Source organism: Streptomyces sp. NBC_00597 (assembly GCF_041431095.1).
Lineage (GTDB): Bacteria > Actinomycetota > Actinomycetes > Streptomycetales > Streptomycetaceae > Streptomyces.
Window position 1 is genome coordinate 3964176 of the sequence record NZ_CP107757.1, and the last position, 21200, is coordinate 3985375.

A 21200-nucleotide genomic window follows, 5' to 3' on the forward strand; every position below is an offset into this window, starting at 1 on the left:
CATGCGCAGGCAGGGAACGAGCCGCACGAAGGACCGTAGTCGTACGGAGCACCGCAGAAACGGCCGGGCGGCCGCGTGGGCGGCCCTGGTGGCCGCGGGCGCGCTGACGCTGAGCGGGTGCGGGGGCGGCGGTGACGAGAAGGAGGACCCGCCGCAGGGCGGGGAGGCCTCGACGGCCGGGCAGCGGGTGGAATTACCGAAGCTGAACGGCGAGAAGCTGGAGGTCGCCGCGGTCTGGACGGGACCGGAGCAGGCGAACTTCACGAAGGTCCTGAAGGAGTTCGAGAAGCGGACGGGTGCGACGGTCACGTTCGTCCCGGCGCAGGACCCGATCGTCACGTTCCTCGGCACGAAGATCGCGGGCGGTCAGCCGCCGGACGTGGCGCTGCTGCCGCAGGTCGGGGCGCTGGTGTCGGCGGTGCAGAACAAGTGGGTGCAGCCGGTGGGGCCGGAGGCGCGGGCTCAGCTCGACAAGAACTATTCGGACGGCTGGAAGAAACTGGGAGCGGTCGACGGCACCCAGTACGGGGTGTACTACAAGGCCGCCAACAAGTCTCTGGTCTGGTACAACGCGAAGGCCTTCGAGGCGGCGGGCGTGCAGCCGCCGAAGACCTGGAAGGAGCTGCTGACCGCGGCCGACACCCTTTCGGCGTCCGGTACGCCGGCCGTCTCGGTGGCCGGTGCGGACGGCTGGACGCTGACGGACTGGTTCGAGAACGTCTACCTCTCGCAGGCGGGCCCGCAGAAGTACGACCAGCTGTCCAAGCACCAGATCAAGTGGACGGACGACAGCGTCAAGCAGGCGCTGATCACCCTCGGGGAGCTGTTCGGCCGCAAGGACTTCCTGGCGGGCGGCACGGCCGGGGCGCTGGCCACCGAGTTCCCGAAGTCGGTGACGCAGACCTTCACCGGGGGCGACCGGCCGGCGGCCGCGATGGTCTACGAGGGTGACTTCGTGGCGGTGAACATCGGGCAGACCGAGGCGAAGGTGGGCAAGGACGCGCTCGTCTTCCCGTTTCCGGCGGTCGGTGGCAAGGCGCCGGTGGTCTCGGGCGGCGATGTCGCGGTCGCGCTGAAGCCGTCGAAGGGGGCTCAGGCGCTGCTGACGTTCCTGGCCTCCCCGGACGCGGCGGAGATCCAGGCCCGCGAGGGCGGTTTCGTCTCCCCGAACAAGTCGGTGGACCTGAAGGCCTATCCGAACGACATCCAGCGGGGCATCGCCAAGGCGTTGATCGCGTCGGGCGACGACTTCCGCTTCGACATGTCGGACCAGGCTCCGGCGGCGTTCGGCGGGACGCCGGGGGCGGGCGAGTGGAAGGCGCTCCAGGACTTCCTGGCGAACCCGTCGGACGTGGCGGGCACCCAGGCCAGACTGGAGGCGGACGCGGCCAAGGCCTACGGGAACTGACCCCGTGGCGGCCCCGGCCACGTCGGCTGCACGGTCCGCGGAGGCCCGGCGCCGCCGCCTCGTCGCGGCGGCGTTCCTCCTGCCCGCCCTGGTGCTGCTCGGCGCGCTGGTCGTGCATCCGATCGGCTACTCGATCTACCGCAGCTTCTTCGACCGCTCCGGCGACACGTTCGTGGGCGACGGCAACTACCGGGAGATCCTGCACGACGACACGATCCGCACGGCCCTGAAGAACACGGCGCTGTGGGTGGTGCTGGCGCCGACCACGGCCACCGCCCTCGGTCTGATCTTCGCGGTGCTCACCGAACGGGTGCGCTGGGGCACGGCGTTCAAACTGCTCGTGTTCATGCCGATGGCGATCTCGATGCTGGCGGCGGGCATCATCTTCCGGCTCGTGTACGACCACGACCCCGATCGGGGGGTCGCGAACGCGGTCTGGGTCGGGGTGCACGACACCTTCGCGCAGTCCTCGGCCTTCCCGAAGGCGCGGCCGGGCCGCGACTCCCCGCTGGTCCCGGCCGAGGGGGAGCAGGCGGGCGGCTTCACGACCCGTGCTCCCGTCCGGGCGGGCGTGCCGGTGCTGCTCCCGCTGGTCGGCGTGGCCCCCGAGGCCCTGCCCGGGGGGACCCGTACGGCCGTGGCGGCACCCGCCGAGCCGGGGAAGGTCACCGGGACGGCCTGGCAGGACTTCACCCGGGGCGGCGGGGGCCGGACGAACGCGGTCGACCCGACCGAGTCCGGGCTCGCGGGCATCCGGATCGAAGCGGTCAAGGACGGCCGGGTGGTCGACTCGGCGACGGCCCGCGCCGACGGCACGTTCACCCTGTCCGCGAAGGCCGACGGGGCACTGCTGCGGCTTCCCGCGTCGAACTTCCGGGAGGCGTACGCGGGGGTGGAGTGGCTCGGCCCGACGCTGGTGACCCCGGCGGTGATCGGCGCGTACGTGTGGATGTGGGCCGGTTTCGCGATGGTGCTGATCGGGGCGGGGCTGGCCGCCGTGCCTCGGGAGCTGCTGGAGGCGGCGCGGGTGGACGGGGCGAACGAGTGGCAGGTGTTCCGCCGGATCACGGTTCCGCTGCTGGCGCCCGTGCTGGCGGTCGTCCTCGTGACCCTGGTGATCAACGTGATGAAGATCTTCGACCTGGTGTTCGTGATCGCGCCGGGCTCGGTGCAGGACGACGCGAACGTCCTGGCGCTCCAGCTGTACCGCACCTCGTTCGGCACCGACGCCGATCCGGGCCTGGGCAGTGCCATCGCGGTGCTGCTGCTGGCGCTGGTGGTGCCGGTCATGCTCTACAACATCCGCAGGCTGCGGAAGGAGGGGTCCCGATGAGCACCTCCGCCCAGGCCCGCCCGGGAGCGGGTGCCGGCGCCCGCCCCGCCCCCCGTGCCGGTGCACGGGCCGGCCGGCTCGCTGCCGGTGCGGCGGCCGGAGCCGTCCGCGTGTTCCTGGTCCTGGCCGCACTGTTCTGGCTGCTGCCGACGCTCGGGCTGCTGATCTCCTCCTTCCTTTCCCCCACCGACCTGAACGAGGGCGGCTGGTGGCAGGCGCTGACCGCGCCGGCACGGCTGACGACCGACAACTACGCACACCTGCTGGCCGACGACACCATCACCAGCGCCCTCCTCAGCACGGTGGCCATCACGGTCCCGGCGACGCTGCTCGTGGTGGTCCTGGGATCGCTGGCCGGATACGCCTTCGCCTGGCTGGAGTTCCCGGGCCGGGACTGGCTGTTCCTGGTCGTGGTCGGGCTGCTGGTCGTCCCCGTGCAGGTGGCGCTGATCCCCGTCTCGAAACTGTTCGGCTCCATCGGGCTGTTCGAGACCACGGCCGGGGTGGTCCTGTTCCACACCGCGTTCGGGCTGCCGTTCGCCATCTTCCTGCTGCGCAACTTCTTCGCGCAGATCCCGCGCGAACTGCTGGAGGCGGCCCGGCTGGACGGCGCGGGCGAACTGCGGCTGTTCGCCTGGGTGGTGCTGCCGCTGGGCGGGCCCGCGATCGCCTCGCTCGCCATCTTCGAGTTCCTGTGGGTGTGGAACGACATGCTGGTCGCGCTGGTGTTCGCGAACTCGGCGAACCCGCCGATCACGGTCGCGCTCCAGCAGCAGGTACGGCAGTTCGGCAACAACATCGACGTGCTGGCGCCCGGCGCGTTCCTTTCGATGGTGGTTCCGCTCGTGGTGTTCTTCGCCTTCCAGCGGCAGTTCGTCTCGGGGGTGATGGCGGGAGCGGTCAAATAGCGCAATTCGGGTGGTTGACGTGCGGGATTGACGCTGTGTAACCCGAATGCCGCACGCTGCGTAACCCGATCGCCACGCCAGGGGTTCTGGGGCAATAAACCCGCGCCGACCCCTGGATGTGCCGTGCCCCGGTTCAGCGTCATCGTGCCCGCATACAACGTTCAGGCGTACCTCCAGGAGAGTCTGGACTCGGTCCTGTCGCAGTCGTACCCGGATCTGGAGCTGATCGCGGTCGACGACGCCTCGCCGGACGCCTGCGGTTCGATCATCGACGAGTACGCGGCGCGGGACCCCCGGGTGACCGCGGTGCACCTGGCGCACAACCTGGGCCTGGGCCCGGCCCGCAACGCGGGCCTGGCCCGGGCCACCGGCGACTACCTGGTCTTCCTCGACGGTGACGACACCCTCGCCCCGGGCGCCCTGCGGGCCATCACCGACCGGCTCAAGGACACCGGATCCCCGGACGTCCTCGTCTACGACTACGCGCGCACCTTCTGGACCGGCGAGCTGGTGCGCAACCGGCTCTCGCACCGGCTGGCCGAGGAGGGTCCGGCCAGCTTCCGGCTCGCGGACCGCCCGGCCCTGCTCGGCATGCTGATGGTGGTGTGGAACAAGGCGTACCGCCGCGAGTTCGCGGAACGCGAGGGCCTCGCGTTCCCGCCCGGTTTCTACGAGGACACCCCCTGGACCTATCCGGCGCTGCTGGCCGCCGAGTCCATCGCGGTCCTGGACCGGGTGTGCGTGCACTACCGCCAGCGGCGCACCGGCTCGATCCTGACCACCACCAGCCGCCGCCACCTGGACATCTTCGACCAGTACGACCGGGTCTTCGGATACCTCGGCTCCCGCCCCGAGCTGGAGCGCTGGCGCCCCAGCCTGCACCGGCGGATGGCCGAGCACTTCTGCGCCCTGTACGCCGACCCGCGCCGCCTCCCGCGCGCCTGCCGGGCCGAGTTCTTCCAACGCGCCTCCGCGCTGCTGCGCCGCTACCGGGCCGCGGGCTCGCCGCCGCTGCCGCAGTCGCTGTCGCTGTCGCGCACCGACCGGGTCCGGCACGCCCTGATGCGGCTCGGCGTGCGCCGCACGTACCGCACGCTGTCGGTGCTCCGCTCGGCCGCGCTCGCGGCGGGGCGCGCCGGGGTGTCGCTGTGGCGGGGGCTGCGCGAGACGGCGCTGCGCCTGCACTACCGCCTCCAGCGGCTGTTGCCGCTGCGGCCGGAGCTGGCGGTCTTCTCCGCGTACTGGCACGGCGGCTACGCCTGCAACCCGGCGGCCATCGAGGCCAAGCTGCGCGAGCTCGCGCCCCGGATGCGGACGGCGTGGATCTGCGACCCGCGGCACGCGGCGACGCTCCCGCCGGAGACGGCCGCGCTGCGCCCGGGCTCCGCGGCGTACTGGACGGCGCTCGCCAGGGCCGCGTACCTGACCACGAACGTCAACTTCGACCGGGCCCTGGTCAAGCGGCCGGGCCAGGTCCTCCTCCAGACCCAGCACGGCACCCCGCTCAAGCGGGTCGGCCTGGACCTCCAGGACCGGCCGGCAGCCACTCCGACGACCGATTTCGCGGGCCTGCTGCGCGGCGCGGACCAGTGGGACTACCTGCTGTCCGCGAACCGCCACTCCACCCTGGTGTGGGAGAAGGCGATCCCGTCCTCGTACACGACGCTCGAATACGGCTACCCGCGCAACGACGCCTTCCACCGGGCCACCGTGGACGACGTCGTCGCGCTGCGCGAACGCCTCGGCATCCCGGCGGGCTCGACCGCGATCCTGTACGCGCCGACCCACCGCGACTACCGGCGCAGCCGGCCCGAACACCTGGACTTCGAGCGGGTGCTGCGGGACCTGGGCCCGCGCTTCACGATCCTGACGCGCACGCACCTGACGTACGCGGACGCGTCCGTCCCGGCGGTGTGCCACCCGCGCCTGGTCGACGTCTCCGGGTACCCGTCGGTGGAGGAGCTCTGCCTGGCGTCGGACGCGCTGGTGACGGACTATTCGTCGCTGATGTTCGACTACGCGGCGCTGGACCGGCCGATCGTGATCCACGCGGAGGACTGGGAGGCGTACGAGGCCGCCCGCGGCACGTACTTCGACCTGCGCTCGTGTCCGCCGGGGGCGATCGCCCGGACCGAGGACGAGCTGGTGGACATCTTCGCCACGGGGCACTGGCGGGGCTCGCGCTCGGCGCAGCTGCGGGCGGCGTTCCGGTCGCGGTTCTGCTCGTACGACGACGGGCACGCGGCCGAGCGCGTCGTGCGCCGGGTCTTCCTGGGCCAGCCGGCCGCGGTCCCTGCGGTCGTCCCGCTCCCGGACCGCCGCCCGGCGCCGCCGGCCCCGTCCGGCGTGCCGGAACCCACGCTCGCGTCCGTGACCACGCAGGGCGTGTGGCCGTAGGGGCGGGCGCGGGCGGTCCGGCCGGTCCGGCCGGATCCGCCGGTCAGGACCCGGGCGACACGGCCTTCAGGCCTGCCACCACCGAGCGGGCCAGGTCGTCCAGGTAGGGGCCCGGAACGGCGTCGCGCGCCACCACCTGGCGCCAGTAGAGGGGGCCGATCGCGAGGTCCAGGGCCCGGCCCGGGTCCGTCCCCGCCGCCAGTTCGCCGCGTGCTACGGCCTCCGAGACGATCCCCTCGGCCATCCGCCGCTCCCCGTCCAGCAGGGCGCCGCGCACTGCGTCCGCGATCTCCGGGTTGCGGGCCGCCTCGACCAGCAGGTCGGGGATGACCGCCGAGGCGACCGGGTGCCGCAGCACGTGTGACATCACTTCGAGCAGGGCCCGTACGTCGCCGTACAGCGAGCCCGTCGCCGGCACCGGCAGGCCGTCCACCGCGAAGGCACCCACCAGGTCCAGCACCAGGTGCAGCTTCGACTTCCAGCGCCGGTAGACGGCCGTCTTCCCGACGCCCGCGCGCCGCGCGATCCCTTCGATGGACATCCGCGAGAACCCGACCGCGGCCAGTTCCTCCACCACCGCCGCCCGGATCGCCTCGGTCACGTCCTCGCGCAGGACGGCGGCCCCGGCGGGGGTGCGGCGGGCGGGTGCGGGGACGGCGGCGTCGGCAGGGTCCGTGGTCATGCAGCGAGCATAGCCGCGCACGCCGTCACCCACTCGTCACGACGATACGGTTGCGTTCCGTCGTACCGCGCCCTACTCTCGCCGTAGCGACGATACGGACCCGTCCCGACGCACTGACCCCGTCGAAAGCGACCCCCCGTGACCCCCGTGACCACTACGCCGGACCGGCCCGCCCCGGCCGCCACGCTCGCAGAGCTGGCGTCCGCCCACGGCCTGACCGTCAGCGGCGCCCGCCCCTCGCTCCCCAGCTACGTGCGCCAGCTCTGGGGCCGCCGCCACTTCGTGACCGCGTACGCCACCGCCCGGATGCACGCCACGTACAGCACGGCCAAGCTCGGCCAGGTCTGGCACCTGGTGACCCCGCTGCTCAACGCGGCCGTCTACTACTTCATCTTCGGCGTCGTCATGAACGCCAGCCACGACGTGCCGGACTACATCCCGTTCCTGATCACCGGCGTCTTCGTCTGGGACTTCATCGGGAGCTCCATCAACGCTTCCACCCGCGCCGTCCACGGCAACCTCGGCCTGGTCCGCGCCCTACACTTCCCCCGCGCCAGCCTGCCGCTGTCCACCGTCGTCCAGCTCTTCCAGCAGCTGCTCGTCACGATGGGCGCGCTCGTCCTCCTGCTGTTCGCCTGCGGACAGACGCCGACCGCGAAGTGGCTGCTGGTCGCCCCGACCCTGGTCCTGATGGCAGTCTTCTGCGCCGGCGTCGCCATGGTGATGGCCCGCATCGGCAGCAAGAGCCCGGACGTCAGCCAGCTGATGCCGTTCGTCCTGCGCACCTGGATGTACTCCTCCGGCGTCATGTGGTCCATCGACCAGATGCTCAAGAAGGACCACCTCGCGCACTGGGTCACCGTCGTGCTCAAGACCAACCCGGCGGCCGTCTACATCGACCTGATGCGCTACGCGCTGATCGACAGCTTCGATGCGCACGCGCTCCCGCACCACGTGTGGGCGATCGCCGTCGGCTGGGCCCTGCTCGCGGGCGTCGGCGGATTCATCTACTTCTGGAAGGCTGAGGAGGAGTACGGCCGTGGCTGACACCGCAACCGCACACGCTGTCGCATCCGTGAGCGGCGCACCGGCCGCACCGGTCGACGACACCCGCGTCCCCACCGTCATCGCCGACGGGGTCCACATCATCTACAAGGTGCACGGCTCGGGTGCCCGCAAGGGCGGCGCCACCGCCGCCCTCAGCCGGATCTTCTCCCGCAAGCCCGCCCCCGGCATGCGCGAGGTGCACGCCGTCAAGGGCGTCACCTTCGTCGCGTACAAGGGCGAGGCCATCGGCCTGATCGGCTCCAACGGCTCCGGCAAGTCCACCCTGCTCTCCGCGATCGCCGGCCTCCAGCCGGTGGCCCGCGGCAAGATCTACTCCCACGGCCAGCCCTCTCTCCTCGGCGTGAACGCGGCCCTGATGAACGACCTCACCGGCGAGCGCAACGTGGTCCTCGGCGGCCTCGCGATGGGCATGTCCAAGCAGCAGATCCGCGAGCGCTACCAGGGCATCGTCGACTTCTCCGGCATCAACGAGAAGGGCGACTTCATCTCCCTGCCCATGCGTACGTACTCCTCCGGCATGGGAGCCCGGCTGCGCTTCTCCATCGCCGCCGCCAAGGACCACGACGTGCTCATGATCGACGAGGCCCTCGCCACCGGCGACGCCGCGTTCCAGCGCCGCAGCCAGGCCCGCATCGAGGAACTCCGCGAGCACGCCGGCACCGTCTTCCTCGTCAGCCACAGCATCGGCACGGTCCGCGAGACCTGTGACCGGGCGATCTGGCTGGAGTCCGGCGTCCTGCGCATGGACGGCCCCTCCGCCGAGGTCTGCGACGCGTACGAGAGGTTCACCTCCGGCCGCTGACGAGCGACGCGCACCAGGGGAAACGGGCGGGCCCGGGACCATCAGGTCCCGGGCCCGCCCCCGTCACACCGGCTCACCGCGGACGCGCAAGGGCGGCCCGGGCCGAAGCCCGAGCCGCCCTTGCGTCATGACGTCATGGCGTCACGGCCCCGCGGGGCCTAGCCGTGCGCCCTCAGCAGCGAACGCATCGTCCGCATCGCGACGGACAGGTTCGCCAGGTCGAAGTCGTCCGAGCCCCGGATCTCGTCCAGGGTCGTCCGGGCCCGGCTGATGATCGCCGCGTTCTTCTCCTCCCACGCCTTGAAGCGCTCCTCGGGAGTCGATTCGCCGTTGCCCACCCCCAGCACGTCGGCGGTCAGCGCGGCGTGCGCCGCGAACAGGTCCTCGCGGATGGAGGCACGGGCCATGGACTGCCAGCGGTCGGACCGCGGCAGCTCGATGATCCGGTCCATCAGCTGGGTGATGTCCAGGCGGTCGGCGAGGTCGTAGTACACCTCGGCGACACCCAGCGGGTCGACGCCCGTGCGGTCCGAGATCGCGACGATGTCCAGCGTCGGGAAGGCCGAGGAGAACCCGGCGACCTTGGCCGCCAGCTCCTCCGGCACGCCCTCACCCGTCAGCTCGTCCACGATCGACTGGTACCAGTCGAGGTCGGCGCCGCGCACCAGCTTGGGCAGCTCGGACCAGACGTGGGCCACCCGGTCGGCGAACAGCTCGATGGTCTCGGTGATCTGGAGCGGCTGCGGCCGGTTGTTCAGCAGCCAGCGGGTGCCGCGCTCGACCAGGCGCCGCGAGTGCAGCCGCACCCGGGTCTGGACGTCCGCCGCGACCTTGTTGTCCAGCGCCTCGACCGCGTCCCACACCTCGGCCATGCCGAAGATCTCGCGCGCCGAGAGCTGCGCCCGGACGATCTCCTCCGTGGAGGCCCCGGTCTCCTCGCGCAGCCGGTGCAGGAAGGTCGAACCACCGCTGTTGACCGTGTCGTTGACGAGCAGCGTCGTGATGATCTCGCGGCGCAGCGCGTGCCCTTCGATCTGCTCCGGGAACTTCCCGCGCAGGGCGGCCGGGAAGTACGCGTGCAGCAGACGGCGCAGGTACGGGTCGTCCGGCAGCTCCGTGGCGATGAGCTCGTCCGCCACCGTGATCTTGGTGTAGGCGAACAGGACGGCCAGCTCCGGCTGGGTCAGGCCCTTGCCGGCGCCCAGCAGTTCGCGGATCTGCCGGTCGGTGGGCAGGAACTCGATGCCCCGGTCCAGCCGTCCGGCGGACTCCAGACGGCGCATGAAGCGCTGCTGGGCGTGCAGCAGGCTGGGGGCCTGGGCGGTGCCGTTGGCCAGGGCCGTGTTCTGCGCGTAGTTGTTGCGCAGCACCAGGTGGCCGACCTCGTCGGTCATCTCCGCCAGCAGCTTGTTGCGCTGCTTCACGGTCATGTCCCCGTCGGCGACGACCGCGTTGAGCAGGATCTTGATGTTCACCTCGTGGTCGGAGGTGTCCACGCCCGCGCTGTTGTCGATGGCGTCGGTGTTGACCTTGCCGCCCTCGCCGCCGGCGCCGATCCGGGCGAACTCGATCCGGCCGAGCTGGGTCAGGCCCAGGTTGCCGCCCTCGCCGATGACCTGGGCGCGGACGTCCCCGCCGTTGACGCGGATGGCGTCGTTGGCCTTGTCGCCGACGTCGGTGTGCGTCTCGGTCCCGGCCTTGACGTACGTACCGATGCCGCCGTTCCACAGCAGGTCCACCGGGGCCTGGAGGATGGCCTGCATCAGGTCGGCCGGGGTCATCTTGGTGACGCCCGGCTCGATGCCGAGGGCCGCGCGCATCTGCGCGTTGACGGGGATCGCCTTCGCCGTACGCGGGTGGACGCCGCCGCCCGAGGACAGCAGAGCCGAGTCGTAGTCGGCCCACGACGAGCGCGGCAGCTCGAACAGGCGCCGGCGCTCGGCGTACGAGGTCGCCGCGTCCGGGGTCGGGTCGATGAAGATGTGCCGGTGGTCGAAGGCGGCGACCAGGCGGATGTGCTCGGAGAGCAGCATGCCGTTGCCGAACACGTCACCAGACATGTCGCCGACGCCGACGACGGTGAAGTCCTCGGTCTGGGTGTCGTGGCCCAGCTCGCGGAAGTGCCGCTTGACGGACTCCCAGGCGCCACGGGCGGTGATGCCCATGCCTTTGTGGTCGTAGCCGGCCGAGCCGCCCGAGGCGAACGCGTCGCCCAGCCAGAAGCCGTACGCCTCGGCAACGCCGTTGGCGATGTCCGAGAAGGTCGCGGTGCCCTTGTCGGCGGCGACGACGAGGTAGGTGTCGTCCTCGTCGTGGCGGACCACGCCGTTCGGCGGCACGACCACGCCGCCGACCATGTTGTCGGTGATGTCGAGCAGCGCCGAGATGAAGATCTTGTACGAGGCGATGCCCTCGGCCAGCCACGCGTCGCGGTCCACCGACGGGTCCGGCAGGTTCTTGGCGACGAAGCCGCCCTTGGCACCGACCGGCACGATGACGGTGTTCTTGACCATCTGCGCCTTGACCAGGCCCAGGATCTCCGTACGGAAGTCCTCGCGGCGGTCGGACCAGCGCAGGCCGCCTCGGGCGACCTTGCCGAAGCGCAGGTGGACGCCCTCGACGCGCGGGGAGTACACCCAGATCTCGTACGCCGGTCGCGGCGCCGGCAGGTCCGGGATGGCCTGCGGGTCGAACTTCATCGACACGTACGCGTGCTGCTCGCCCGCGTCGTTGAGCTGGAAGAAGTTCGTGCGCAGGGTCGCCTTGATGAGGGTGAGGAAGGAACGCAGGATCCGGTCCTCGTCGAGCGAGGCGACCTGGTCCAGGGCCCCGTCCAGCTCCTCCAGCATGGCGTCGATGAGCTCGGTGCCGGCGGACTGGCGGCCGGGCGACATCCGGGCCTCGAAGAGCGAGACCAGCAGCCGGGTGGTGTGGACGTTGTTGCGGAGGGTGTCCTCCATGTAGTCCTGGCTGAAGTTCACGCCGGCCTGGCGCAGGTACTTCGCGTACGCGCGCAGCACCACGGCCTGGCGCCAGGTGAGCCCGGCGCTCAGCACCAGGGTGTTGAAGTTGTCGTTCTCGGCGTCGCCCTGCCAGACCGCGGCGAAGGCGTCCTGGAAGCGTTCGCGGGCGTCGTCGCCGAGGTAGTTGTCGCCGTTGCCGGCGGGCAGCGGCATCCGCAGGCCGAAGTCGTAGATCCACGCGTTGGTGCGGTCGGTGGCGCGCAGCTCGTACGGGCGCTCGTCGGTGACCTCGACGCCCAGGCGCTGGAGCACGGGCAGGACCGCGGACAGCGAGACCTGCTCACCCGTGCGGTAGATCTTGAACCGGCGCTCGCCGGGGCCCGCGCCGACCGGCTCGTACAGCGAGAGCGCGAACGGGCGGTCGCTGGCGGAGAGCCGCTCCAGGTGGCAGAGGTCGGCCACGGCCGCGCGCGGCTTGTGGTCGGCCTTGTAGCCCTCGGGGAACGAGGTGCCGTACTTGCGCAGCAGCTCGGCGGCGCGCTCCTCGCCCACCTCGGCGACCAGGGCGTCGGCGAAGCCGTCGGCCCAGGAGCGGGCGGCCTCGACGAGGCGGGCCTCGATGCGCTCGACGTCGCCGTCCGTCAGGACGGGCAGTTCCTTGCCCTGCGGGACGCGGATGACGAAGTGGATGCGGGCCAGGATCGACTCGGTGTTCCAGGCCGTGAAGTCGACGCTGCTGCCGCCGAGCTCCTCCTGGAGGAGCGCGATCAGGCGCAGCCGCACGCCGGTGGTGTAGCGGTCGCGCGGCAGGTAGACGAGCGCCGAGTAGTAGCGCCCGTACTCGTCCTGACGCAGGTACAGCCGGAGCCGGCGGCGCTCCTGGAGGTACAGGACGGAGGTGGCGATCTCGCGGAGCTTGTCGACCGGGGTCTGGAACAGCTCGTCGCGCGGGTAGGTCTCCAGGATCTGGAGCAGGTCGCGGCCGTCGTGGCTGTGCGGCGAGAAGCCGGCGCCGTCGAGGACCTCGGCGACCTTGCGGCGGATGACCGGGACGCGGCGCACCGACTCGGTGTACGCGGCGGAGGAGAACAGGCCGAGGAAGCGGCGCTCGCCGACGACGTTGCCGTCGGCGTCGAACTTCTTGACGCCGACGTAGTCGAGGTACGAGGGGCGGTGCACGGTGGCGCGGCTGTTGGCCTTGGTCAGCACGAGCAGGCGGTGCTCGCGGGCCTTGGCGCGGGCGTCGGCCGGCAGCCGGTTGAAGGACGGCGAGACGGGGTGGTCGTCCTCCTGGCCGCTGTGGTGCGGGTCGGAGCGCAGGATGCCGAGGCCGGTGCCGGGCACGGCGGCCAGGGCGTCGCCGTCGACGAGGTTGTACTCGCGGTAGCCGAGGAAGGTGAAGTGGTCGTCGGCGAGCCAGCGCAGCAGCTCGCGGGCCTCTTCGAGCTCGTACTCGCGCAGGTCGGGCGCGGTCGGCTCGTCGGGGAGGTCGTCGGCGAGGCGCAGCGCGGCGTCGCGCATCTTCTCCCAGTCCTCGACGGACTCGCGGACGTCGGACAGGACGCGGCGCAGGTCGTCGGTGATCTGCTTGAGGTCGGCGCGGTCGGTCTCGCGGTCGATCTCGACGTGGATCCAGGACTCGACGAGGGAGTCGTGGGGGCGCGCGGTCTTGGGCCCGTGCGCGTCGCAGTCGGGACCGAGGATCTCGATCAGCTTGCCGGTGACGTCACGGCGGACGACGACCTGCGGGTGGATCACGACGTGGATGCCGCGGCTCTGCCGGGACAGCTCGTTCGTCACGGAGTCCACGAGGAACGGCATGTCGTCGGTGACGACCTCGACGACCGAGTGGCTGGACGTCCAGCCGTTCTCCTCGACCGTGGGGGTGTGCACGCGTACGTTCGCGGTGCCCTGCGGCCGGTTCTCGGCGAGGCGGTAGTGCGAGAGCGCCGCCCCGAACACGTCGACCGGGTCCCGGTCGAGGAGGTCCTCCGGGGCGGTGTGCAGGTAGTAGCGCTGGAGATAGGCGAGAGTCGTGTCCCGGTCGGCCCGCTCCCCCTGCTCGGACCCAGTCGGAAGTAGCCCCCCGGCCGGGCTGTTCTCAGCTACCCGTGCCGCCCGCGCGAGCAGCTCGGCCTTTGCTTCGTCCAGCTTGGTCTGCATGTCCTCTGGCTCCTGTCGCGCGCCATTGCGTGACGTAGGTGAAGGAAGGAATGACGTAGCGCCGCGATGCGGGGTGTCCGTTCGGGATCGGCGCCATGCCGTCGTGAGAGCCGCCCGGGAGGGATTTGGCCATGATCGGCGCGAGGTCCCGGCAGCGGGGATCAGCGAAGGCCCGGGCACGGTCGTGCGCCGGGCGCTGGCCGGAGGCGTCAATGCCCCCGATGACTATCGCGCTGATCACGGGTACCAGGCTATCTCGCCTGACCCCCTCCTCGTCACGCACCAGATCTGTACAAAAGCAGGTCGGTAAATTTGACGATGTGCGCAGTGACGCGGACCGACCGGAGCCAGTACTTATTCGGCCAGCTCGCGAGCAGTGCGTACCGCTTCGGCCAGCGAGTCCACGACGGGGACCCCGGCTCGTTCCAGACTGCGACGGCTGTGCGAACCACCTGTGTAGAGGACGGCCCGGGCGCCGACATGAGCCGCGGCGAGCGCATCGTCGACGGCGTCCCCGATGAGGATCGTGCGGTCGGCCGTCACTCCGGTCCCCTCCATGGCCGCCATGTGGCGTATGAGGTGTACGGCTTTGCTGGTGTGCGAGGGGCCGGTGCGCCCGTCGACGCGCAGGAAGTGTCCGCCGATTCCGTGCGCCTCCACGAGGGGTACGAGCCTCTCGTGGGGCGCGAGGGAGAGCAGGGACTGGGTGAGTCCGCCCGCCTGCCAGTCCCGCAGGAGCTCCCGGGCCCCTTCGGTGAGCCCGGCGGCGTCGGCGGCGGCCCAGTAGTGCCGGTGGAAGGTCGCGTCCATGACCTCCCACTCGGCGTCGGTGGGCAGCCGTCCCATCAGCCGCTCGTAGAACTTCGGCACCGGTACGACGTACAGCTCGCGGTAGCGCTCCAGCGTGATCGGCGCGAAGCCGAACTCGGCGAAGGAGGCGTTGGTGGCGGCGATGACGGCGTCGATGTCGTGCAGCAGCGTGCCGTTCCAGTCCCAGACGATGTGGACGCCGGCGGCGGAGGTGACGGGGATGCTCATTTCAGCAGCCCCGGGATCTCCTGGACGCCGAACCACAGCAGTTCGTGGTCCTCGGCGCCGTCCACGGTGGACTGCGCGTCGTCGTCCCCGGCGTCGGCGGCCTCCAGGGCAGCGGCGGCGGCCGTCACGTCGCCCAGGGCCTCATCGGCGTCGACGTGCACGGCGGCGGCCACGGACAGCCGTACGGCCGCGGCGAGGGTCACCCGGCCGAGAGCGGCCTCGTCGTCCCCGGGGGCCGCGGTGGCGGCCTCGTCGGCCACGTCGACGGCCACGACGACGCGCTTGCGCGGGGCGCCGTCCTGCGCGGCGAGCAGGCGCAGGGACGCGGCGGCGGCCCGGCCGAGCGCGGCGTACTCCAGCTCCTCCAGGTCGTCCGACACGTACCACTCCCGCAGGCCGGGCGTGACGGCGTACGCCCGCAGCGGGGCGGGGCCCAGCTCACCCGCCTGGTGCGCCTCGGCGAGCCCGGGAAGGGTCAGGGGGACGTACACGCGCATGGCCGGCTGCTTTCGGTAGTCGGAAAACGCCCTCAGGATACGACTTGACGGGACTGCGCCGGGTGACGACGGCGGTCCCCCTTCGGGCTGCGGGGCGCCGGCCGGATTCCGTCCACGGTGTGCCCCGCGCACCCGCGGCCACCGGCCCGGGGCCGCACCGCACCCACCCGGATAGGTGAAGGCGCCCCGGCCCGCCGCGACCCCGGAGGCGTCGTTGCGGAGGGTGTGCACGGACCGTAGAAGTCCCCTAACAAGTTACCGCCCGGTACCGCTCCGGGCCCGCACATCTCGGGGACGACCGCCATGACCAGGACCAGGAACACCACCCGGCCCCCCGGCCGCCACGACCAGCGCCGCCCCCGCGCGCCCCGCGGCCCGCACGACTGGTTCGCGGAACGGCTCCTGGCGGTGGTCAGCGGCCAGCGGCCGGTCCACTCGCTGCTGGGCCACACGGTGGGCCCGGCTTACGACCAGCTGGTCACCCTGGCCCCCGCGGCTCCGCTCCGGGAGCGCCTGCGCCCGGTCCTGCGCCAGTGCGGCCGCTTCCACCCGGGACCGGGCGTGATCGAGGCCTTCGCGCGCATCGCGACGGGCGACCGCGTCTCGGCGATGGCCTTCCGCCTCGAACAGGGCCCCGACCTCCGCTGGCGCTGCGCGGCCATCGAAATGGGCCCCCTGCCGTGACCGGCCCCTACCGGCCGGTCCACCATGCGGCGGCTCCGGTGCCGGCGGCCGTGGTCACGAGCGTGACGAGCCAGGCGGGGACGCGGTGGATGATCACGTGCAGCCCGCCGCACCGCAGCTCGAACTGCGGCTGCGCGCGCTGGGCCTCAACTCGCTTGTCCATGACCTCAGTTAAGCACCGCCGCCACCCCGCCCGTCATGAGCCGCATCTGTACAAAAAGCAGGGGCGAACTTTGACGCCGTGCACAGCGCACACCGCCCGGCAGGGTGCCGGGAGCAGCCCGGGGGCGCGTTGCGGGAGGGGCACCGCCCCGGCGCAGCGCCGGGCCCTCCGTACGGGCGGGCGTGCGATCGGACGGGCGGGCCCTGGCCGGTTTCCGCCCCCGTCACGTGCGGCCCCACAACGAGGCCGGGGCCGGACACCGTGTGGTGTCCGGCCCCGGCCGGGGTGCCCCGAGGGGCGGTGGCTACTTCTTGCGGCGGCGGCCGCCCGCGGCCTTCTGGGCCTTGCGGCGCTCGGCCCGCGTCATGCCGTCCCCGGCCTCGTCCGCGTCGAAGTCGCCCTCGACGACCCCGCCCTCGCCGTCCACCGACGGTGCGGAGAAGTGCAGGCGGTCCGGCCGCTGGGGGGCGTCCAGGCCCTTGGCCCGGATCTCCGGACGCACGGCTGCCGGCTCCTTCGTCAGCGAGGGGGCGTCCTGCACCGGAAGCTCCTCGACCTGCTGCTCGACCTGGACCTCCAGGTTGAACAGGTAGCCGACGGATTCCTCCTTGATGCCCTCCATCATGGCGTTGAACATGTCGAAGCCCTCCCGCTGGTACTCGACCAGCGGGTCCTTCTGGGCCATCGCCCGCAGGCCGATGCCCTCCTGGAGGTAGTCCATCTCGTAGAGGTGCTCGCGCCACTTGCGGTCCAGGACCGACAGGACCACGCGCCGCTCCAGCTCGCGCATGATGTCGGAGCCCAGCGCCTTCTCGCGCGTCTCGTACTGCTCGTGGATGTCGTCCTTGACGGACTCCGCGATGAACTCGGCGGTGATGCCCGCGCGGTCGCCCGCCGCGTCCTCCAGCTCGGCGACCGTGACCTTGATCGGGTAGAGCTGCTTGAAGGCGCCCCACAGCCGGTCCAGGTCCCACTCCTCGGCGAAGCCCTCGACCGTCTCGGCGGCGATGTACGCGTCGATCGTGTCGTCCATGAAGAACCGCACCTGCTCGTGCAGGTCCTCGCCCTCCAGGACGCGGCGGCGCTCGCCGTAGATGACCTCGCGCTGGCTGTTGAGGACCTCGTCGTACTTCAGGACGTTCTTGCGCGTCTCGAAGTTCTGGGTCTCGACCTGCGACTGGGCCGACGCGATCGCGCGCGTCACCATCTTGTTCTCGATCGGCACGTCGTCCGGCACGTTCGCCATCGACATGACGCGCTCGACCATCTGCGCCTTGAACAGGCGCATCAGGTCATCGCCCAGCGACAGGTAGAAGCGGGACTCGCCCGGGTCGCCCTGACGGCCGGAGCGGCCGCGCAGCTGGTTGTCGATACGGCGCGACTCGTGCCGCTCGGTGCCCAGCACGTACAGCCCGCCGAGCGCCTTGACCTCTTCGAACTCGGCCTTCACGGCCGCCTCGGCACGCTTGAGCGCGGCCGGCAGCGCGTGCGCCCACTCCTCGATGTGCTCTTCCGGGTCCAGGCCCTGCTGGCGCAGCTCGGCGTCGGCGAGGTCGTCCGGGTTGCCGCCGAGCTTGATGTCGGTACCGCGGCCGGCCATGTTCGTGGCGACGGTGACGGCGCCGCGGCGGCCGGCCTGGGCGACGATCGAGGCCTCGCGCTCGTGCTGCTTCGCGTTGAGCACCTCGTGCGGGACGCCCCGCTTGGAGAGCTGCTGCGAGAGGTACTCGGACTTCTCGACCGAGGTGGTGCCGACCAGGATCGGCTGGCCCTTCTCGTGCTTCTCCGCGATGTCGTCGACGACGGCGGCGAACTTCGCGACCTCGGTCCGGTAGATCAGGTCCGGCTGGTCCTTGCGGACCATGTCGCGGTTGGTCGGGATCGGGACGACACCGAGCTTGTAGATCTGGTGGAACTCGGCGGCCTCGGTCATGGCCGTACCGGTCATGCCGGACAGCTTGGTGTAGAGGCGGAAGAAGTTCTGGAGGGTGATCGTCGCGAGGGTCTGGTTCTCGTCCTTGATGTCCACCCCTTCCTTCGCCTCGATCGCCTGGTGCATGCCCTCGTTGTAGCGGCGGCCGGCGAGGATGCGGCCGGTGTGCTCGTCGACGATCATGACTTCGCCGTCGATGACGACGTAGTCCTTGTCCTTCTTGAACAGTTCCTTCGCCTTGATGGCGTTGTTCAGGTAGCCGACGAGCGGGGTGTTCACCGACTCGTAGAGGTTCTCGATGCCGAGCCAGTCCTCGACCTTGGCGACACCGACCTCGTGGATGGCGACGGTGCGCTTCTTCTCGTCGACCTCGTAGTCGCCGGTCTCCTCGATGCCCTTCAGCGGCTCGCCGGGCTCGCCCTTGGTCAGGCGGGTGACCAGCTTCGCGAAGTCGGCGTACCACTTCGTGGCCTGGTCGGCCGGGCCGGAGATGATCAGCGGGGTACGGGCTTCGTCGACCAGGATCGAGTCGACCTCGTCGACCACGGCGAAGTTGTGGCCGCGCTGCACCAGCTCGTCCGCCGACCACGCCATGTTGTCGCGCAGGTAGTCGAAGCCGAACTCGTTGTTCGTGCCGTACGTGATGTCGTTGTTGTACTGCTCCCGGCGCTGCGCCGGCGACATGTTCGCCAGGATGCAGCCGACCTCCAGGCCGAGGAACTTGTGCACCCGGCCCATCATCTCGGAGTCGCGCTCGGCCAGGTAGTCGTTCACCGTGATCAGGTGGACGCCCTTGCCGGACAGCGCGTTCAGGTACGCGGGGAGCGTGCCGACGAGGGTCTTGCCCTCACCGGTCTTCATCTCGGCGACGTAGCCGAGGTGCAGCGCCGCGCCGCCCATGATCTGGACGTCGTAGTGCCGCTGGCCGAGGACGCGCTTGGCGGCCTCGCGGACGGTCGCGAACGCCTCGGGCAGCAGGTCGTCCAGGCTCTCGCCGTCCTGGTAGCGCTGCTTGTACTCGTCCGTGAGCGCCCGCAACTCGGCGTCGGAGAGGTTGACGAAGTCCTCTTCGATGGAGTTGACCTGGTCCGCGATGCGGTGCAGTTTGCGCAGGATCTTGCCTTCGCCTGCACGCATGAGCTTGTTGAAGACGGACACCGAGGTTTGTCTCCTTGCCGGTCGGGCCTGGCACTGGTTCGTACACGGGCACGGAGGGTGGGCCCCACCGCAACGGCCATCGTAAGCGAGGACGAGGTCGCGTCGGGAGGTCCGCCGTATCCCGCAGGGCACGGGCGCCCGGAATGAGAACGTACGAGGTACCTGGAAGGTGCCGGGGTCCTCGGCACGTCTTGCGCGAAAACTGCTCGCCCGGCCCGCCGCGGCCGCGCAGAATCCGTACATGGAGCCCACGACACTGAACACGGCCCGGCTGCACCTGCGCCCCTTCGTCCCGGGCGACGAGGAGGAGGTGTACACCGCGGTGCAGGACCCGGACATCCAGCGCTGGACGATGGTGCCCTCCCCCTACGAGCGCGAGCACGCGCGCAGCTTCGTCTCCGAGACCGTCCCCGCCGGCTGGCGCGAGGACACGGCGTACAGCTTCGCCGTCCGCCTCGGCCCGGACGGCCCGCTGGTCGCGGCCGTCGGCGTGCACGTGCGCGGGCCGGGCTCGTACGAGATCGGCTACTGGGCGGCCAAGGAGCACCGGGGCCGCGGCTACATGGCCGAGGCCGTCGCCGCCGTCTCCCGCTGGGCCTTCACCGCCGTGGGCGCCGTACGGCTGGAATGGCGCGCCGAGGTCGGCAACGCGGGCTCCCGGGCCGTCGCGGAGAAGACCGGCTTCCGCTTCGAGGGCGTACTGCGGGGCGCGGTGCTGCGGCGCGGCACCGCGCGGGACTCCTGGGTGGGCGCCCTGCTGCCCTCGGACCTCGGTCTGACGCCCTCGCTCCCGTACCTCCCCGCTGTCGGTGGCACCCCCTAGGCTCCGGCCCATGACCCTCGCAGCCCCTGTGTCCCTGTCCGCCGACGACGCGCGCCGGATCGCCCTGCGCGCCCAGGGCTTCCTCGGGGCGCCCGACCGCCGGGGTGGGGTGCGGGGCGTGCTGCGCCACCTGGGCGCCGTCCAGCTGGACACGATCTCCGTCCTGGCCCGCTCGCACGAGCTGATCCCGTACGCGCGCCTGGGCGCGGTCGGCCGGCCGGCGGTCGAGTCGGCGTACTGGTCGGACCGGCACGCCTTCGAGTACTGGTCGCACGCGGCCTGCATCCTGCCGATCGAGGAGTGGCCGCACTTCGCGTTCCGGCGCCGGGCCCGCCGGGCCCGCGGCCACCGGTGGCACGTCCTGCAGGACAAGGAGCGCTCGACGCGGGCGGTACTGGACCGGCTGCGGGCGGACGGGCCGCTGACCTCGACGGAGCTGGGCGGCGCCAAGAACGGCGGCGAGTGGTTCGAATGGTCCGAGACCAAGATCGCGGTGGAGTGGCTGCTGGACACCGGCGAAGTGGTCTGCACCGAGCGGCGCGGCTGGAAGCGGGTCTACGACCTGCCCGAGCGGGCGGTCCCGGACGCACTGCTCCACGACGACCTGGACGACCACGAGTGCCTGCGCCGCCTGGTGGCACTGGCCGGACAGAGCCTGGGCGTCGGCACCCGCGCGGACATAGCGGACTACCACCGCCTCAAGGGCGACCAGGTCGACGCGGTGATCGCCGACTCGGGCCTGGTCCCGGTCGAGGTCGAGGGCTGGTCCAAGCCGGCCTGGGCCGACCCCGCCGCGCTGGCGACGGTCCCCCGCGGACGCCACCGCACCACCCTGCTCTCCCCGTTCGACTCCCTGGTGTGGGACCGGCCGCGCACGGAGCGGATCTTCGGCTTCACGCACCGGCTGGAGGCGTACGTCCCCAAGCCCAAGCGGATGCACGGGTACTTCGCGATGCCGCTGCTGGCGGGCGGGCGGCTCCAGGGCCGGGTCGACCCGGCCCGCGAGGGCGGCACGCTGGTCGCCCGGCAGCTGTCCCTGACCACCCTCAAGGCGGCCCGCCCCATGGCCGAGGCGCTGCGCGAGGCGGCCGGCTGGGTCGGCTGCGACTCCGTCCGCATCGAGCGGGCGGGCTCCCCCGAAGAGGCGGCCGCGGTCACCGCCGAACTCGCCGCGCTCTGA

At 71.4% G+C, this 21200-nt stretch carries 15 protein-coding genes; 9 read left to right on the forward strand and 6 right to left on the reverse strand.

Going from position 1 to position 21200, the window contains the following annotated elements; translation table 11 throughout:
- Position 1: 1 nt before the first annotated feature.
- The 4 genes from OG974_RS17705 (at position 2) to OG974_RS17720 (ending at position 6046) form a co-directional block, all read left to right on the forward strand.
- Entirely contained in the window at positions 2-1408 is a 1407-nt protein-coding gene (locus OG974_RS17705) for an ABC transporter substrate-binding protein (protein WP_371643699.1), read from the forward strand.
- 4 nt (positions 1409-1412) lie between these two features.
- Complete coding sequence (locus tag OG974_RS17710; protein ID WP_327283669.1) at positions 1413-2741, forward strand: sugar ABC transporter permease; 1329 nt, start codon at positions 1413-1415, stop codon at positions 2739-2741.
- Positions 2738-3649 carry a carbohydrate ABC transporter permease gene (locus tag OG974_RS17715; RefSeq protein WP_327283670.1) on the forward strand — a complete coding sequence of 304 codons (912 nt, stop codon included), beginning with the start codon at positions 2738-2740 and terminating at the stop codon, positions 3647-3649. The genes OG974_RS17710 and OG974_RS17715 overlap by 4 nt, the downstream gene beginning before the upstream one ends.
- 123 nt (positions 3650-3772) lie before the next feature.
- Positions 3773-6046: a CDP-glycerol glycerophosphotransferase family protein gene (locus OG974_RS17720; RefSeq protein ID WP_371643701.1), complete on the forward strand. Its 2274-nt coding sequence runs from the start codon at positions 3773-3775 to the stop codon at positions 6044-6046.
- A gap of 43 nt (positions 6047-6089) precedes the next feature.
- On the opposite strand, the gene OG974_RS17725 is transcribed toward OG974_RS17720, so the two are convergent.
- Complete coding sequence (locus OG974_RS17725) at positions 6090-6728, reverse strand: TetR/AcrR family transcriptional regulator (RefSeq protein ID WP_327283672.1); 639 nt, start codon at positions 6726-6728, stop codon at positions 6090-6092.
- A 138-nt stretch (positions 6729-6866) separates the two neighbouring features.
- Between OG974_RS17725 and OG974_RS17730 the strand changes: the two genes are divergently transcribed.
- Together OG974_RS17730 and OG974_RS17735 are read left to right on the forward strand one after the other, a co-directional pair.
- A complete protein-coding gene (locus OG974_RS17730) occupies positions 6867-7775 on the forward strand; it encodes an ABC transporter permease (protein ID WP_371643703.1) in 909 nt (302 codons plus the stop codon).
- Positions 7776-7803: 28 nt separating this feature from the next.
- On the forward strand, positions 7804-8598 hold the full coding sequence (locus OG974_RS17735) for an ABC transporter ATP-binding protein (protein ID WP_327285663.1): 795 nt from the start codon (positions 7804-7806) through the stop codon (positions 8596-8598).
- Between the two features lie 158 nt (positions 8599-8756).
- On the opposite strand, the gene OG974_RS17740 is transcribed toward OG974_RS17735, so the two are convergent.
- The 3 genes from OG974_RS17740 to OG974_RS17750 form a co-directional block, all read right to left on the reverse strand.
- Entirely contained in the window at positions 8757-13724 is a 4968-nt protein-coding gene (locus OG974_RS17740; RefSeq protein ID WP_327283674.1) for an NAD-glutamate dehydrogenase, read from the reverse strand.
- Positions 13725-14078: 354 nt separating this feature from the next.
- A complete protein-coding gene (locus OG974_RS17745) occupies positions 14079-14762 on the reverse strand; it encodes a haloacid dehalogenase-like hydrolase (RefSeq protein ID WP_327283675.1) in 684 nt (227 codons plus the stop codon).
- Positions 14759-15259 (reverse strand): hypothetical protein, encoded by a 501-nt coding sequence (locus OG974_RS17750; protein WP_327283676.1) that lies wholly within the window; start codon positions 15257-15259, stop codon positions 14759-14761. The genes OG974_RS17745 and OG974_RS17750 overlap by 4 nt, the downstream gene beginning before the upstream one ends.
- Positions 15260-15562: 303 nt before the next feature.
- Here OG974_RS17750 and OG974_RS17755 point away from each other — a divergent pair, with 303 nt between their 5' ends.
- On the forward strand, positions 15563-15943 hold the full coding sequence (locus tag OG974_RS17755) for an Rv3235 family protein (RefSeq protein WP_327283677.1): 381 nt from the start codon (positions 15563-15565) through the stop codon (positions 15941-15943).
- A 7-nt stretch (positions 15944-15950) separates the two neighbouring features.
- Here OG974_RS17755 and OG974_RS17760 read toward each other — a convergent pair whose 3' ends face one another.
- Together OG974_RS17760 and secA are read right to left on the reverse strand one after the other, a co-directional pair.
- The gene (locus tag OG974_RS17760; protein ID WP_327283678.1) at positions 15951-16106 is read right to left on the reverse strand and encodes a hypothetical protein; all 156 of its coding nucleotides are present in this window, start codon (positions 16104-16106) and stop codon (positions 15951-15953) included.
- A gap of 304 nt (positions 16107-16410) precedes the next feature.
- Positions 16411-19197, reverse strand: coding sequence for a preprotein translocase subunit SecA (gene secA / locus OG974_RS17765; protein WP_327283679.1), 2787 nt, complete (start codon positions 19195-19197; stop codon positions 16411-16413).
- 241 nt (positions 19198-19438) lie between these two features.
- Between secA and OG974_RS17770 the strand changes: the two genes are divergently transcribed.
- On the forward strand, positions 19439-20020 hold the full coding sequence (locus OG974_RS17770) for a GNAT family N-acetyltransferase (RefSeq protein WP_327283680.1): 582 nt from the start codon (positions 19439-19441) through the stop codon (positions 20018-20020).
- Positions 20021-20030: 10 nt separating this feature from the next.
- Positions 20031-21200 carry a DNA glycosylase AlkZ-like family protein gene (locus OG974_RS17775; protein WP_328762931.1) on the forward strand — a complete coding sequence of 390 codons (1170 nt, stop codon included), beginning with the start codon at positions 20031-20033 and terminating at the stop codon, positions 21198-21200.

Bases quoted from the DNA above. Each gene is read 5' to 3' on its own strand.
- OG974_RS17705 (WP_371643699.1), top strand. From the start codon at position 2: ATGCGCAGGCAGGGAACGAGCCGCACGAAGGACCGTAGTCGTACGGAG.
- OG974_RS17715 (WP_327283670.1), top strand. From the start codon at position 2,738: ATGAGCACCTCCGCCCAGGCCCGCCCGGGAGCGGGTGCCGGCGCCCGC.
- OG974_RS17725 (WP_327283672.1), bottom strand. From the start codon at position 6,728: ATGACCACGGACCCTGCCGACGCCGCCGTCCCCGCACCCGCCCGCCGC.
- OG974_RS17740 (WP_327283674.1), bottom strand. From the start codon at position 13,724: ATGCAGACCAAGCTGGACGAAGCAAAGGCCGAGCTGCTCGCGCGGGCG.
- OG974_RS17745 (WP_327283675.1), bottom strand. From the start codon at position 14,762: ATGAGCATCCCCGTCACCTCCGCCGCCGGCGTCCACATCGTCTGGGAC.
- OG974_RS17750 (WP_327283676.1), bottom strand. From the start codon at position 15,259: ATGCGCGTGTACGTCCCCCTGACCCTTCCCGGGCTCGCCGAGGCGCAC.
- OG974_RS17755 (WP_327283677.1), top strand. From the start codon at position 15,563: ATGACCAGGACCAGGAACACCACCCGGCCCCCCGGCCGCCACGACCAG.
- OG974_RS17760 (WP_327283678.1), bottom strand. From the start codon at position 16,106: ATGGACAAGCGAGTTGAGGCCCAGCGCGCGCAGCCGCAGTTCGAGCTG.
- OG974_RS17770 (WP_327283680.1), top strand. From the start codon at position 19,439: ATGGAGCCCACGACACTGAACACGGCCCGGCTGCACCTGCGCCCCTTC.
- OG974_RS17775 (WP_328762931.1), top strand. From the start codon at position 20,031: ATGACCCTCGCAGCCCCTGTGTCCCTGTCCGCCGACGACGCGCGCCGG.